The sequence below is a fragment of the Alkalispirochaeta alkalica DSM 8900 genome, assembly GCF_000373545.1.
Taxonomy (GTDB): Bacteria; Spirochaetota; Spirochaetia; order DSM-27196; family Alkalispirochaetaceae; genus Alkalispirochaeta; species Alkalispirochaeta alkalica.
The window spans coordinates 58,206-72,027 of sequence record NZ_KB891699.1 but is presented as its reverse complement, the minus strand read 5'-3'; the positions used below and the strand labels follow the sequence as shown (position 1 = coordinate 72,027).

11 protein-coding genes and 1 pseudogene are annotated in these 13,822 nt (G+C 64.8%); 1 reads left to right on the top strand and 11 read right to left on the bottom strand.

Going from position 1 to position 13,822, the window contains the following annotated elements:
- The 9 genes and pseudogenes from B071_RS0105590 to B071_RS0105550 form a co-directional block, all read right to left on the bottom strand.
- A pseudogene (locus B071_RS0105590) lies at positions 1 to 421 on the bottom strand (acetate kinase); the annotation flags it as partial.
- A 70-nt stretch (positions 422 to 491) separates the two neighbouring features.
- Positions 492 to 1,346 carry a tetratricopeptide repeat protein gene (locus B071_RS0105585; RefSeq protein WP_040587458.1) on the bottom strand — a complete coding sequence of 285 codons (855 nt, stop codon included), beginning with the start codon at positions 1,344 to 1,346 and terminating at the stop codon, positions 492 to 494.
- A 71-nt stretch (positions 1,347 to 1,417) separates the two neighbouring features.
- Complete coding sequence (locus B071_RS16120) at positions 1,418 to 2,239, bottom strand: ABC transporter permease (protein ID WP_018526122.1); 822 nt, start codon at positions 2,237 to 2,239, stop codon at positions 1,418 to 1,420.
- A complete protein-coding gene (locus B071_RS0105575) occupies positions 2,217 to 3,557 on the bottom strand; it encodes an ABC transporter substrate-binding protein (protein WP_438829596.1) in 1,341 nt (446 codons plus the stop codon). The genes B071_RS16120 and B071_RS0105575 overlap by 23 nt, the downstream gene beginning before the upstream one ends.
- A 230-nt stretch (positions 3,558 to 3,787) precedes the next feature.
- Entirely contained in the window at positions 3,788 to 4,486 is a 699-nt protein-coding gene (locus tag B071_RS0105570; RefSeq protein ID WP_083914539.1) for an ABC transporter ATP-binding protein, read from the bottom strand.
- Positions 4,483 to 5,412: an oligopeptide/dipeptide ABC transporter ATP-binding protein gene (locus tag B071_RS16115; RefSeq protein ID WP_018526119.1), complete on the bottom strand. Its 930-nt coding sequence runs from the start codon at positions 5,410 to 5,412 to the stop codon at positions 4,483 to 4,485. Before B071_RS16115 ends, B071_RS0105570 begins: the two co-directional genes overlap by 4 nt.
- Complete coding sequence (locus B071_RS0105560; RefSeq protein ID WP_438829595.1) at positions 5,412 to 6,311, bottom strand: ABC transporter permease; 900 nt, start codon at positions 6,309 to 6,311, stop codon at positions 5,412 to 5,414. The genes B071_RS16115 and B071_RS0105560 overlap by 1 nt, the downstream gene beginning before the upstream one ends.
- Before the next feature lie 34 nt (positions 6,312 to 6,345).
- Positions 6,346 to 6,753 (bottom strand): response regulator, encoded by a 408-nt coding sequence (locus B071_RS0105555; protein ID WP_018526117.1) that lies wholly within the window; start codon positions 6,751 to 6,753, stop codon positions 6,346 to 6,348.
- 484 nt (positions 6,754 to 7,237) lie between these two features.
- Positions 7,238 to 8,824 (bottom strand): sigma-54-dependent transcriptional regulator, encoded by a 1,587-nt coding sequence (locus B071_RS0105550; protein WP_018526116.1) that lies wholly within the window; start codon positions 8,822 to 8,824, stop codon positions 7,238 to 7,240.
- Between the two features lie 50 nt (positions 8,825 to 8,874).
- Here B071_RS0105550 and B071_RS0105545 point away from each other — a divergent pair, with 50 nt between their 5' ends.
- Complete coding sequence (locus tag B071_RS0105545) at positions 8,875 to 10,230, top strand: deoxyribodipyrimidine photo-lyase (RefSeq protein ID WP_026245011.1); 1,356 nt, start codon at positions 8,875 to 8,877, stop codon at positions 10,228 to 10,230.
- Here B071_RS0105545 and B071_RS16110 read toward each other — a convergent pair.
- Together B071_RS16110 and B071_RS18300 are read right to left on the bottom strand one after the other, a co-directional pair.
- Positions 10,199 to 12,154 carry an amylosucrase gene (locus tag B071_RS16110; protein ID WP_018526114.1) on the bottom strand — a complete coding sequence of 652 codons (1,956 nt, stop codon included), beginning with the start codon at positions 12,152 to 12,154 and terminating at the stop codon, positions 10,199 to 10,201. The genes B071_RS0105545 and B071_RS16110 overlap by 32 nt on opposite strands.
- 193 nt (positions 12,155 to 12,347) lie before the next feature.
- Positions 12,348 to 13,796, bottom strand: coding sequence for a S8 family serine peptidase (locus B071_RS18300; protein WP_051075266.1), 1,449 nt, complete (start codon positions 13,794 to 13,796; stop codon positions 12,348 to 12,350).
- Positions 13,797 to 13,822: the final 26 nt, after the last annotated feature.

Below are 13,822 nucleotides of genomic sequence, written 5' to 3'. Positions count from 1 at the left end.
GAAACGCCGCAGGAGTGAGGGTCTGGTGAAAAGCCGTATCGAAGACCGCCACCTGGAGACGCCCCGGGAGCAGCTCCATAGCCTCCCTGATCCCCGTGAGGTTCGCCGGGTTATGGAGCGGCGCCAGCTCGATATTCTCCTCGATAGCAGCCAGAACCTCCTCGTCGATCACCACCGAGGAGGAATACTTCTCCCCNCCGTGCACAACCCGGTGCCCCACACCCCAGACCTCGTCGAGACTGGTGAGGATGCCGTTCTGGCTATCGGTGAGCGCCTCGGTCATGAGAGAGAGCGCCGCCCCGTGGGAATCCAGGGGCTGGCGAAGATCGACCGTCCCGTTCCAGCCCGACTGCTTGAGAAAACTCTCGGGTGACCCGATCCGTTCTATCGCCCCCTTTCCCAGACTGGTCCGGGAGGGCATATCGTANACCTCGTACTTGAGGGAGGAACTCCCGCTGTTGATNACCAGAACATTCTTGCCGTCCANATACTTACGAATCGCCATGACCTTCCCCGCCTCCATCGTTCCCTTCCGCATCTTCCCCCTGGCCTGCATCGTGCTGCGTCGCTCCGGCAGCAGCCAGGGCGCTCGCCCCCAGGTTGTGGAGGACGTCCCGGTTCTCCCGATCCTCCAGGTGGAGCACCAGAAACTCCTCGAAGGCCGGACGGAACTCTCCCGCCTGGTACAGGGCGTTCCCCAGATTGAACCGGGCCTTGCTAAAGGAATCGTCGATCTCCAGCACCCCGCGGTAGTACTCGACAGCTTCCCGGAACTCACCCTGGTCGTAGAAGATCGACCCCAGATGAAAGAGCGGATCGGCATAATCGGGCCCGTACTCGCGAGCCAGCTCGAAGCTGCGGATCGCCTCCTGTCTCTCCCCGAGGCGAACGAGAACGACTCCGCGATTGTTCAGGATCTCGGGATCTTCCGGGTCTTTCTCCCAGGCCCGATCGTAGTCGCGCAGGGCCCGGTGGAGCTGCCCCGTTTCGGCGAAGGCGATTCCCCGGTTATGAAAGAGGTGCGACGAGAGCGCACCCAGGGCTTCGGCCTCGGAGAAGGCCTCGATCGCCTCCTGGTAGCGGCCCAGATCGATGAGCAGGGCACCCCGGTTGTAGGCGATATCCCCCTCCTCGGGAGCCAGCTCCTGAAGTTCTTCGTAAAGTTTCAGGGCCTCTTCGGGATCTCCCTGGCCGTAGGCCCGGCGAGCCTCGGCCTGGAGAGCTTCGTACCGGGCCTGCTCTTCCGGGGAGACCAGAGGCCGTTCCTCCAGCGACGCGACCTGCAGGACGGTTCCGCAGAGAAACATCCCCAGGCAAAGGTTCTTCCAGTAGCGATAGGACTTCATGAGAGCAAGTGTAGCCCATGAATCAGGAGAGGTAAAGCGATCGGAGAGAGGAGGAACGCGCCCTGGCGGGGCTACTCCTGGAGGTGAAAAAACTCGGCCCCGTAATCGGAGAGAACCTGAAAGCAGAAGGCCAGAAGGGCCGCCGCCGCACCGGGGAAGACCGAAAGATACGGGGCGTCCACCAGATACCGCCGGGCATCGCTCAGCATCAGCCCCCAGCTGGGGTGAGGAGGCTGCGTGCCCAGACCGAGAAAGGAGAGCGCCGCCTCGGTCCCGATCGCCAGGGCCGCCAGGCTCGCGCTCTGGACGAGCACCTGGGGGAGCAGGTTGGGAAGAAGGTGAAGAATTCCCCGCAGAACCCGTCCCGTTCCGAGCATCTGCGAGACCAGGTAGAACTCCTGCTGCATCACCCGCCGGGCCTCGACCCGGGAAACCCGATAGAGTACGGGGGCAAAGACTATCCCCAGGGTGACCGTGACCTGATACATGCCGGGAGAGAAGAGAATTGCCACGGTGATCGCCAGCAGGATCGTGGGAAAAGCCAGGATCGCATCGTTCAGAACCTGCAGGACCCTGTCGATGCTCCCCTTGCGGTCCATGGCCGAGACGATCCCCAGAAAGGTGCCCAGCACCGCCGCGATCCCCGCCGACCCCAGGGAGACCACGAAGGAACTTCGCCCTCCGTGGAGCACCCTGCTCAGGACATCCCTCCCCAGATGATCCGTCCCCAGAAGGTGACCCGGGCTCAGGGGAGGCAGAAACATCCGGGTCAGATCCTGATCGAGGGGGTTCCCCGCCAGGGGGGTCGCCGCGAGGCTGGCGATCCCGGCCAGGACCAGAAGCCCCAGGGCGAGGATCGCCCCGAGGTGATCAGTGAGACGGGAATCGGACACGACGCAGATCCGGTGTATCCAGCTGACTGTCCATAAAGAACCCCTCCAGGGCTGCGTTCAGCCCCACGTACCGATAGGGGCTCCCCACAAAGACGAAGGGAAGCTCCCGGGCCATGCGTTCCAGGGCGACCCGGTAGAGGTCGCGGCGTTTCCCGGGATCGAGGGTCCGTCGGGCTTCGTCGATCGCCCCGGCCGTTTCCTCGTCCTCCCAGCCCACGTAGGTCTCTGCCGTGCCGTACCGGGCGAGCCGGCCGTGGGGGTCGAGTTTCCCCGTGTGACCGATCACGGTGAGATCGAACTGCCCTCCCCGATAGACGTCGCTGATCCAGGTCGACCAGTCAACCAGCTGGGTACGCACGGGAAAGCCCGCCCGGCGCAGCATCTCGTGGTAGAGCTCTCCCGCCCGCACATGGGGCTCGAAGTTCTGGGGCAGGACGATCACCAGGTCCCGGTCGAAGGAGGTTTTCTCTGCCACGTCCCGGGCAAAATCGGGATCGTGGGAATAGAGGTGGGTGAAGTCCTCGTAATAGGGGTTGGACACATCCATGAACGTCCCGGAGACCTCACCGCCGGCGTAGGCGATATCCAGGGCGGCCTGCTTGTCGATCGCCGCGTTGATCCCCTGCCGCACCTCAAGGCGGTCCAGAGGAGCCCTGCGGGTGTTGATCGCCAGGACCATCACCAGGGCCGAGGTGGACTCGTAGAGCTTCACCGCATCGGTGTTCCGCAGAAAGGAGAGTTCCGGTTCCACCACGATGTCGGCCACATCGATCCGCCCCCGGGCGAGGGCCTGGGCCATCACGGCCTGCTCGGTGATCACCCGGAACTGCACCTCCTCGAGGAGTGGAGCCCCCTCGATCCAGTAGGAATCGTTTCGGGAGAGCAGAATTTCGCTGTCCCGGAGCCACCGCTGAAAGCGGAAGGGACCGGTCCCCACCGGTTCAGCACCAAAATCGTGGCCCCGGGCTATCTTGTCTGCCGGAAGGATCGCCGCCCACCCCGATGCCAAGGTCGCCAGAAGGGGCGCGTGGGGCTCGGTGAGAACCAGCTCTACCCGCCAGGGCCCGTGGGTGATCACCTCGTGGAGCACCGAAAACTCGTGGGCGCTGGGAGAGGCGAAATCGGGGTCCCGAAGCCGTTCCAGCGAGGCCTGAACGTCGCGGGAGGTGAACTCCTGACCGTCGTGGAAGGTCACGTCCCGGCGCAGTTCAAAGACCCACCGGAGCCCGTCGTCGGAAACATCCCAGGACGAGGCCAGAGCGGGAACGATCGCCCCCTCCTGATCCGGTTCCACCAGGGTATCGTAGACACTCCGCATGGTCTGAAAGGTGAGTGTTCCNGTGGTAGCGTGGGGATCGAGGGTGTCGGGGTCCCCCGATATCCCGTAGACCAGCCTGGTTTTTGCCGCTGGTTCCTCCTCGGTCCGCCCGGCCGCAACAGCCCGGGCCGGGAGCATGATGAGCCCCGCCAGGACGATCAGCGCGACCATACCCAGGGGCTTGCCCCCCCCTGCAACGGTCGCTGTTCCACCTGTATTGTCTGTACCTGTCATTCTTCCCGCCATAGCCGTCCCTCCTGCAAGGAATAGATTTCTCCGCACAAATGACGCAGCACCGCCGGATCGTGGGAGATCAGAACCAGCGCGACCGGTCGCCCGGCCTGGAGCCGGTCCTCCCGAAGACGCTGAAGGAGATTGAGAATTTTTGCCTGAATACTCAGATCCAGCGCCGCCACCGGCTCGTCCAGAACCAGCACGGCCGGGTCCATCAGAAGCGCCCTGGCGATCGCCGCCCGCTGGCGCTGTCCTCCCGAGAGGCGGCCCGGGGTGCGCCGCAGGAGCGGGGGCTCGAGACCCACCTGGGCCACGGCCCGGGAGAGAAGAGCCCTCCGTTCCCGGGGCGATCCGGACCAGGANAGCCGGCCCGAGGCCGCCAGGGCNTCGCCGAGGGAGACCTCCAGAGACAACCGGGGGTTAAAGGCCTGGAGGGAATCCTGAAACACCATCTGCACAGCCTCCCGGGGAAGATCATCCATCAGCCGCCGGACGCCGGAAAAGGAACGGTCCAGACCGGCCAGAATACGGGCGAGGGTGGTCTTTCCCGTACCCGATGTCCCCTGNATCCCCATAATGGTGCCGGGCAGGACGACGCAGTCGAGCTCCTTGAGCACGGACCTGACCGTCCCCCGCCAGCGGTAGGATCGGGAGACCCCNCGCAACTCCACCACCGGTGAAACCGGGTTACTCATGATCCGGGCCCTCCCGCAGGAAAAAAGCAGCGGAACCGGTGCGTTTCGTCTCCCTGCCAGGGGGGCATTTCCCCGAAACAGGGCCCCCTGGCAGCGGGGCAGCGCCCGGCAAAGGGGCAGCCCGGGGATACCGGCGCCTTCCCCGGGAGGGATTCGGGGGGGATCTCCGGAAGCAGCCCCCCCCGGGTGTGGGCTCCCGGGTGGCACCGAAGGAGAAAATCGGTGTACCGGTGCCGACCCTTCCGCAGTACCGCCACGGCATCTCCCTCTTCCACAGCCAGCCCCCGATACATGACCACCACCCGGTGGGCGTGCCCCGTCAACCCGGGCAGATCGTGGGAGACCACCACCGTGGCCATGCACCGCTGATGGCAGATTCCGGCGACGAGCCGGAGAATCCGGTCCCGCGTGGCCGGATCGAGGGCGCTGGTCGCCTCGTCGGCGCAGAGCACCTGGGGATCCACAGCCAGGGCCATGGCGATGGCGCTGCGCTGGGCCATCCCCCCGGACATTTCGAACGGAAAGAGGGNGCCCTCCTCGCGGGAGAGCCCCACGCTCTCCAGCAGGGATACCGCCAGGGGAGAAACCTCACCCCGCGGGACCCCGCGAACCACCCGGAGAACTTCGGCGAGGGACCGGTGAATCCGCCACCGGGGGTTAAAATAACTGAAGGGATCCTGAAAGACCATCCCGCACCGCGACGGGAGCGGGAGGTCCCCCGGACGGGCCCGGACAGCGAGACCCCGGGGCGGAACACCCGCCAGGGCGCGGAGGGTGAGGGTCTTCCCGCTCCCGCTCTCGCCCACGAGGGCAAGAATCTGGCCGGGCACAATCGTCAGATCCAGGGGCCCCACCAGAGACCGGAGCTCTCCCCCTTGAGAAACCTCAACCTGGAGATCCCGCACCCTGATTNCNGCCCNCNCCATTATCGGCCCTCCAGACGCAACCGGGGCCAGAGGAACCCCACCAGAAGGTCGCCCAGGGCGTTCAGCAGCGGAAAGGCCAGCCCGAAGACCACGATGCTCCCCTGGATCACCGGCAGATCGCGCTGGACGATCGCCGTAAGGGTGAGCCGNCCCACCCCGGGGAGGCCAAAGACCTGCTCTACCACGATCGCTCCGGCCAGGAGATACCCCGCCTGGATGACCAGCACGGGCACCAGGGGAATCATCGCCAGAGGGAGAAGATGGACCAGAAATATCCTCCGGGGAGAGATCCCCAGGGCCCGTGCGGCCGCCGCGTGGTTACCCCGNAGGAGATCCTTCAGGCTGGCCCGGGCGGTACGGGAGACCACGGCAGCGTTGGAAATCCCCAGGGAAAGAGCGGGGAGCACCAGTGCNCCCGGTTCTTCGGCACCGAAGAGCGGGAACCAGCCCAAACGAAAGGAAAAAAGATAAATCAGCAGGAGCGCGACCCAGAACTGGGGGAAGGCGAAGGCCAAGTACTCGAGAAAGCGCACTATCCGCTCACCGGTGCGGCTCGCCGCCCCCAGGAGAGCCAGCGAGAGCCCCAGGAGAACGCTGGAAACCAGCGCGNCCCCCGCCAGCATGAGCGTTACGGGCAGGCGCTGGGCGATCAGTTCCTCCACGGGCCGACGCTGAACGAGGGAATCCCCCAGACGGCCCCGGAGAANCCCCGAAATCCAGCGAAGGTAGCGCAGATGCAGGGCCTCATCGAGCCCCATGGAGCGGCGCACCGCTGTCAGGGTTGCCTCATCGGCATCAAGACCCGCCACTACAGCGGCGGGATCTCCCGGGATAACCTGAAGAAGGAAAAAGGACGCCGTAGCCACCAGAAAGACTACAGCCAGAGCGTGGAGGAGCACAAAAAGGGACCAGCGGAAAACACCCAACGCGTTGTCAGCCCAGGGCGAGAACGATCCGTTCCAGCACCTTCTTTCGGTCCAGAGGTTTCACGATGTAATTTTTTGCACCGATCATGAGCGAGTTCTTGACGAGATCGTTTTTCCCCAGGGCACTGATCATGATGACCTTGGCGTTCTTGTCAAACTCGACAATCTTCTGAAGCGCCGAGACGCCGTCCATCTTGGGCATGGTGATATCCATGGTGACAAGATCAACCGCAGGGTAGAGTTCCTTGTACTTCTCCACGGCATCCTCGCCGTTGTCGGCCGTTGCGGCGATCTCGAACCCCGCCGAGGTGAGAATCTGCGTAAGCTGCTTGGCCACGAAGATCGAGTCGTCTACAACCAGAACCCGGTAGGGCGTACCGTCGGGGCTCAAACCCTCAAGCGGCTTGTCGTTCATGGGCGGCCACCTTTGCTCTTCATCAGGTTACGCTCCTCTCTACCGTGATTTATAATCAAAATCACGTCCTTTGGCAACCGGATTTCCCCGGCCCCTCCCCCGGGGGGGAACAGCCCGGACCGGCACCGCCAACGGAAGATGTCACGCACGACGAGCCTCCCTGAAAGGCAACCGTCTTTTTACATATTACATCGCTTATTACATTTTTACCTTGTTTTTACCTGCAAGGTTTTTCTCTTGTTTTACATCCCTGATTCCCCTCCGGGGTCAGACCGCCGGCAGGAATCGATGTAATACATAAAGCAATAACCATGCCAAAACCAGCGAAGAACGAAAGAAAAGAGCGACCAAGAGCCATTTCAATACAGGAAAAGGAAATACGCCCCTCCTGTCAGGACGTCTCCCCGNAAACAGGAGAGACGAGGCCGCCAGAGAGCGGAGGGATCATGCACAATGCATAGCCGGACCATGCATTGTGCATGATTTATGCATTCTGAATGGGCCCGTTCTTCTGGAGCCACCGGCTCAAGGTGGACTGGGAAACCCCCAGGAGCCGGGCCGCAGCGGTCTGATTGTTCTGGCAACGCCGGAGAGCCTCGGTGATCAGAAACCGTTCGGCCTCCTCGAGCATCGGGAAGGGGCCACTCCAGGAGAGGCGCTCGCCCGGGGCTGCTTCTTCCGGTGCGGATTCCCCGCCTCCCCCCGGAANCCCGCCGGAACTCCCCCCGAAGGGCTCCCCGGGGGCGAGGGGCGTACCGGAAGCACTGCTGNCAGAAGCGGCCTCACCGGACAACNCCGCACCGGGAGCGCGATCCCCGGGGGCACGGGCTCCCCCGAAACCACTGCCTGCCCCGGAACCGCCCTCCCGGGCCGCCTGAAAGTACTCCTCGATCACCGCGAGGGAGACCTCCCCCTCCCGGGGGCGNCTCACGGCATCGGCCACGATCGCCTGGAGCTCCCTGATATTCCCGGGATAGTCCGCCCGGACNAGGAACCGCAGGACCTCGTCGGGCACCACCGGGGGGGATTCACCCAGATCCGACGCCGCTTCGGCGACAAAATGGCTCACCAGGAGCGGTATGTCCTCGCGCCGTTCCCGCAACGCCGGAACCCCCAGGCGGTGCGACACCAGGCGGTAATAGAGGTCCTTCCGGAAGGTCCCCCGGTGCTGGCGCTCCAGGAGATCGGCGTTGGTGGCTGCCACAATTCTGATCGAGGCCCGCCGGGGTTCGTCGGACCCCAGGGGATAGTATTCCCCCTCCTGGATCANNCGCAGCAGCTTTACCTGGCTCAGGGGCTCGAGATCGCCGATCTCGTCGAGAAAGAGCGTCCCTCCCCGGGCGCGCTCGACCAGGCCGGCCCGGGGCCGGTCCGCCCCCGTGAAAGCTCCCCGAAGGTGCCCGAAGAGGGTATCCGAGAAGAGCACATCGTCGAGCCCGGCCACGTTCACCGCCACAAAGGGGCCCTCCCGATCCCCCGAGCGGTGAATCGCCCGGGCCAGAAGCTCCTTCCCCGTCCCGCTCTCTCCGGTGATCAGCACCGCCTTGGGGCTGGCGGCGATCGCCTCGATGTAGCGAAAGATCGCCTGCATCCGGGGAGAGCGGGTGATAATTTCCGCGAACGTTTCGGGATCCCGGGGGCCCGGGGGTTCCTGGGGNGGCTCCTGNCCAANGAGAACGAGGCGCTCCTCCAGTTCCCGAACCCGCAGGGCATGGTTCACGGCGCTCGCAAGGCGATGGCGGTTCACCGGTTTTGTCATGAAATCGAAGGCCCCGATCTTCATGCACCGCACGGCGGCGTCGATGGTATCATCCGAGGTGAGGACGATCACGGGGATATCGGGAAAATCCTGGACCATCTGCTGAAGCACCTCGAACCCCGAGAGCTTGGGCATGAACAGGTCCAGGAGCATCACCGCAACAGACCGGGTGCGGACCATCTCCAGGGCCTGGACGGACTCGCTGCAGAGCTCCACATTCCCGAACCCGTTGGCATGGAGGATNCCCTGGATAATCTCGAGCGCCACGGGATCATCATCGACAAGGAGAATTGCCGGACTGGTTCTCTTCATACATTCCCCACATCTATACTATCGGTCCCACAGGACAGTATCTTACCACCATGAATCAGGAAGATCGAATCGCCCTGCTCTCGCCCCCGGGGAAGGCCGGNGAGACGCCTCCCGGGCCGGTCCGGTACTGGATGCAAGCCTCGGTGCGGACCCGCTATAACCACGCCCTGGAATACGCAGTTCACCTGGCGAACCACCGGAGAGTTCCCCTGGAGGTTTTTTTCGCCCTCACCCCGGACTACCCTATGGCCTCGCGCCGCCACTATCAGTTTCTTCTGGAGGGCCTCGCCGATGTCCAGACCAACCTGGCGGCCCGGGGCATACCCTTTGTTCTGTACCGGGAATCCCCACCTGGGGCGGCNGTGCGCCTGGCCCGGGAGAGCTCTACCATCGTCACCGACCGGGGCTATACCCGGATACAGCGCCAGTGGCGGGAAGAGGTGGCCCGCAGCTCACCCTGCCCGGTTGTCCAGGTCGAGACCAACCTGGTGGTGCCCGTGGAGACGGCCAGTNCCAAGGAGGAATACAGCGCCGCCACCTTCAGGCCCAGGATAACACGCCAGAGGGATACCTTTCTCCAGCCCCTCTCNCCCCTTCCCTACTGGAATAACCAGGGCCCCCTGAAACCCGGCCCTCCCCTGCCGCAGGCGGATCTTTTTCCGGGCGATCCCCTGGAAGAACCCTTCCCCGGCGGCGAAGATCGGGCGGCCCGGGAGCTCTCGCACTTTCTGGAAGAGCGACTTTCCCGCTACGACGAGTTGCGAAACGTTCCTGACCGGGACTGGACCTCCCGCATGAGCGCCTATCTCCACTTCGGCCAGATATCCCCCCTGGAGATCGCCCTGAAGGCGATCGACTACCACGAGGCGGTCCTGGAACCGGGAGACGCCTCGGGGATCGGGACGCTGCTGGAGGAGCTGATCGTCCGTCGGGAGCTGGCTGCCAACTATACCTTCTATAATCCCCGCTACGACTCCTACCAGGGGTTACCCCAGTGGGCCCGGGCGACTCTGGAGGAACACCGGGGAGATCCCAGACCCTGGACCTACTCCCTGGAGCANCTCCAGGGGGCCGAGACCCACGATCCCTACTGGAACGCCGCCCAGATGCAGATGATCCGTTCCGGGAGGATGCACGGGTACATGCGGATGTACTGGGGCAAGAAAATTCTGGAATGGACCCCGGACCCGGAGGAGGCCTTCAACCGGGCCCTGATCCTGAACGACACCTACCAGCTCGACGGGCGGGACCCCAACGGCTACGCCGGCGTTGCCTGGTGCTTCGGAAAGCACGACCGCCCCTGGAAGGAGCGGGCCATCTTCGGAAAAATCCGCTACATGAACGACCGTGGTCTGGAACGGAAGTTCCGGGAGATCAGTCGCTATACCCGGCGGTGGGCGCCGTGAGCCAGCAGAACTCATAGGGTTCCAGGCGCAGGGGCGCCCGACGAAGCTGTCCCCCGTGGGCGATATCCTGCGCCTCCGGCCCCAAACCGGCAGGCAGAAGCGTCTCCAGCCCCACCTCCCGGACCGTCCGCGAGCAGTTCATCAGGACCAGCACCGTTTCCCCTCCCGGACCGGTTCTGACGAAGGAGAGGACGTGGGGACTCCCCTGACAGATCACCTCGGGAGCAGAGACGCTCCGCAGGGCCGCTGTGGCACGCCGTACCGCCAGGAGGCGCTGCAACTCCTGAAAGATTCTGCCGGCCACCGTTCCCTCGCGGTGGCGTCTGGCCCGGTCCTCCCGGCTTATCCAGGGGCGGTGGGCCCAGCGGTTGTCTCCCGCCAGGTGGGGATCCCCGGCAAAGGAATAATCGTTGCACAACCCCAGTTCGTCCCCGGCGTAGACGATGGGCACCCCCCCCAGGGAGAAGATAACGCCGTGGAGCGCCACGTGAAGGGCCAGGGCCTCTTCGAGCAGGGCCGGATCGTCCCGCTCCAGGGCCTGTTCTATCCCGGCCAGACTCGCTGCGGTTCCGCTGATCCGGGCATCGCCGCTCCGGGGGTTGTACATAAACCGCAGCCCCCTGGCGGGAGATCCGGGGAACTCGCCGGTGAAATAGCGCACCATAAAATCCCGATGGGCCCGGGGGTCCCAGCCCTGGTCCCGCAGGTGCTGCTCGTCGTAGCCCAGACCGATATCGTCGTGGCACCGCAGGTAGTTGAGCCAGGTTGTGTCCTCGGGCGGGTGGGGAAGTTCCCGCAGCCCCCGCTGAAGCAGGACGCTCCGGCCCGTGGCTGCGGCGTCCCAGAGCAGGACCATGAGCGAGGCGTTATACGCCAGTTCACACTCCCGTCCCGCCCATTCCTCCTCGCCGAAGTACCGGGCGATCTCCCGGGGCTGGACGATCGCCTCGGCGATGAAGGCGATGCCGGGCGAGGCGATGCGTGCGCAGACGTTGAAGATCCTCAGCAAGAGGTGCGCCTCGGGCAGGTTCTGGCAGGAGGTGCCCAGACGTTTCCAGAGATAGGGCACCGCATCGAGTCGCAGGATGTCCACCCCCTGGTTCGCCAGGTCGAGGAGAATCCCCGTCATCTCCAGCGTTACCCGGGGATTTGCGTAGTTCAGATCCCACTGGTACCGGTGAAACACCGTCATGACCCAGCGGTTCATCCCGGGAATCCAGGTAAAGTTTCCCGGGACGGTCTCGGGGAAGACCTCGGGCATGGTCTCGTCGAAGCGATCGGGAATTTCCCGGTCCAGGTAGGTGAAATAGTACCCCCGGCAGGGGCTCTCGCCCGCCCGGGCAGCCTGGGCCCAGGGGTGTTCGTCGCTGGTATGGTTCAGGACGTAGTCCAGAGCCAGGACCATGCCCCGCCGGTGCAACTCGCGGGCGAGTTCACGCAGGTCTTCCATCGTACCCAGCTCTTCCTGCACCGTGCCGTAGTCCGAGACGGCGTAGCCTCCGTCGTTGTGATCACGGGGTGTCTTCAGGAGCGGCATGAGATGGAGCATGTTTATTCCCAGGTCCTGGAAGTAGTCGAGTTCCTCCGTGAGCCCCCCGATGGTTCGGGCGAAGCGGTCCACGTAGAGTTGCATCCCCGCCAGATCCCCCTGGCGGTACCAGTCGCCCCGGGAGACCCGCTCCCGATCGATCTGGCGAAGCCGGGAATCCCGGGCCTGCCGTTTCTCCCAGAGGAGGTGGCAAAAGGAGTCCATGAGCTCCCGGATGGCGCCGGAAGAACCGTAGAGGCGCGAGAGAAGGCGGTAGAGGTCGGAATAGTGCGAGGCCAGACGCAGGGTAAACTCCCGATCCTCCTCTATCCGGGGATTCTCCTGGAGGAAGCGGAAGAAATCGGCCTCGGCTCTCCGCGGAAAGGGTCTTCTCATGGCAGACACGCTCACTTTCTCCCGCCCGAGGGTTCGTCCCGGCGGGTATGCTCTTCGGCGGAAACGGTAGTGCAGGAACCGGGTCTTCTGCAAGAGACCAGCCGGAAAGATCAGGCGAAGATCGGAAGCGGGTCGCCGGAAACTGGCCGGACCGGGAGGGGCGGTGCAGCGGCTCCCGGGCGGCGGGCGCGCATTACGGGGAAACGCGGATCCGCTCGTCCTGAAAGGCGATCTCCACCAGGGGATGGGCGTTCAGGTACTCCAGGAGGGATTCCCCCTCCTCGCCCAAGGGGACCTCCCCACGCAGGATCGATCCCCCCGGGGGATCAAAGACGATTCCCCGGCGCTCCGAGAGTTCCCGGGTCAGCTCTTCCAGCTTCTGCGAGTCCTGCAGGACCTCTCCGGCGGGGACCAGGGCAACCCGGGAGAGCCCCTCGCTGTTCCAGCGGAGATCCTCCCGGGAGGGAACGAAGGCCCCGTCAGCTCCACCGGCGCTGCTGACGCTCATCCGCAGGGAAGCGCTCCCCTCCCCGGCGGCACGAAGAACCGCCGCGCCGGCATCGACCAGGCCAAAGCCGAACTGCTCGTTCCGGCCGGGAGTCCCCAAATCCCGGGCCGACTCCCCCAGGATCTGCCTGATCCGCTCCGCCGGGAGGCGGGGGTTTACCACGCGCATCATGGCGGCCACGGCACTCACCAGGGGTGCCGCCATGGAGGTGCCGGACATTTCTTTGTACTGGCTCCCCGGCGGGTCATCGCCGGGGACGGTGCTTGTGAGCTGCACACCGGGGGCCATCAGCTCCAGATCCTCTCCGTAATGGGAAAAGCCCGCCCGGTTGTTCCCCTGATCGAGGGCCCCCACGGCGATCACCTCGGGAAACCGGGCGGGGTAATCGACCCGACTCAGACCACCCAGCTGGTTATTCCCTGCGGCAGCCACCAGGACCACATCCCGCTCCGCAGCAAACCGGACCGCCCCGTGAAGGGCCTCCCGTGAAAGCCCTCGGAGGCTCGCGATACCCAGGCTCAGGTTGATCACCCCCGCCGGACGGTCTGGCCGGTGCCCCCAGGACCCCGGGCGGCCGCCGGCGGCGTAATAGATCCCCTCCGCCAGGTCGGCAACGGTACCATCCCCCTGGCGGGAGAGAACCGTCACGGGCAAAAGCGGCACCAGAACCCGGCGGTAGCCGTTAAAGGAGGCCCCCACCACACCTGTTCCGTTGCCTCCCAGGGCACCGGCCAGACCCGCCACGTGGCTGCCGTGATCGTGTGGAGGAGCGGGGCCGGAGGCAGCCTCTCCCCCGAGGAAAACCGCGCCCGCCTCGCTGATCACGTCCCGGAGATCCTCGTGGTCCTGATCGATGGCGCTGTCCACCACGGCCAGCACCACCGGCGAGGTTCGCCCCAAGACCTCCTGCTCTGCCACCACACGCCAGGCCCGGGGTGCGTTGATCCGCTCCAGGTGCCAGAGCAGCCCGCTCTTGTACCATTCTTCATCGGGCTCCACCGACACGGGATCTCCCGCCAGGGGATCACCGGCAGAAAAGGGAAGATCCCCACACCCGCCGACCCCCGCGAGCAGAGCCACGAGAAAAAGAAGAAAAAGCGGGGTCCGGCCAGGGCGTGGGTCCTTCTGTTCCACCCTCTTAATATACAACCCGCCAGGGA

Coding starts and splice junctions, on each gene's coding strand:
- B071_RS0105585 (WP_040587458.1), bottom strand. CDS start 1,346: ATGAAGTCCTATCGCTACTGGAAGAACCTTTGCCTGGGGATGTTTCTC.
- B071_RS0105575 (WP_438829596.1), bottom strand. CDS start 3,557: ATGCGGAGTGTCTACGATACCCTGGTGGAACCGGATCAGGAGGGGGCG.
- B071_RS0105555 (WP_018526117.1), bottom strand. CDS start 6,753: ATGAACGACAAGCCGCTTGAGGGTTTGAGCCCCGACGGTACGCCCTAC.
- B071_RS16110 (WP_018526114.1), bottom strand. CDS start 12,154: ATGAGAAGACCCTTTCCGCGGAGAGCCGAGGCCGATTTCTTCCGCTTC.